The 231-nt window shown below is 59.7% G+C and carries 1 protein-coding gene; it reads right to left on the minus strand.

Translation table 11 applies throughout. The annotated features are described in order from the left end of the window. Positions 1-203: pentapeptide repeat-containing protein (locus R0J92_RS27180; protein ID WP_411053972.1), on the minus strand; the 203-nt coding region annotated here is incomplete at its 3' end. Positions 204-231 lie beyond the last annotated feature (28 nt).

The following is a 231-nucleotide window of genomic DNA, read 5'->3' on the forward strand; positions in this document are numbered from 1 at the left end:
TTGCGAAGGCTCGCCCGATAGAAGTCGACCTTGTTGAGAGTGGCACCACGCAGATCTGCAAGCCTTAGGTAAGCCTCCGAAAGACTTGCCCCGGTCAAATCGGCATCTCGCAGGATCGCACGCCCCATCTCCGCTTTCTCCAGGTCGGCGTTGACCAGTTTGGCGTCTGTCAAGTCCGTGCGTCCGAGTTCCGCTTCGACCATATTCGCGTCCGTCAGATCGGCCCGAGCC

The organism is Tritonibacter sp. SIMBA_163 (assembly GCF_046535935.1).
In the GTDB taxonomy this organism is placed as follows: Bacteria; Pseudomonadota; Alphaproteobacteria; order Rhodobacterales; family Rhodobacteraceae; genus Epibacterium; species Epibacterium scottomollicae.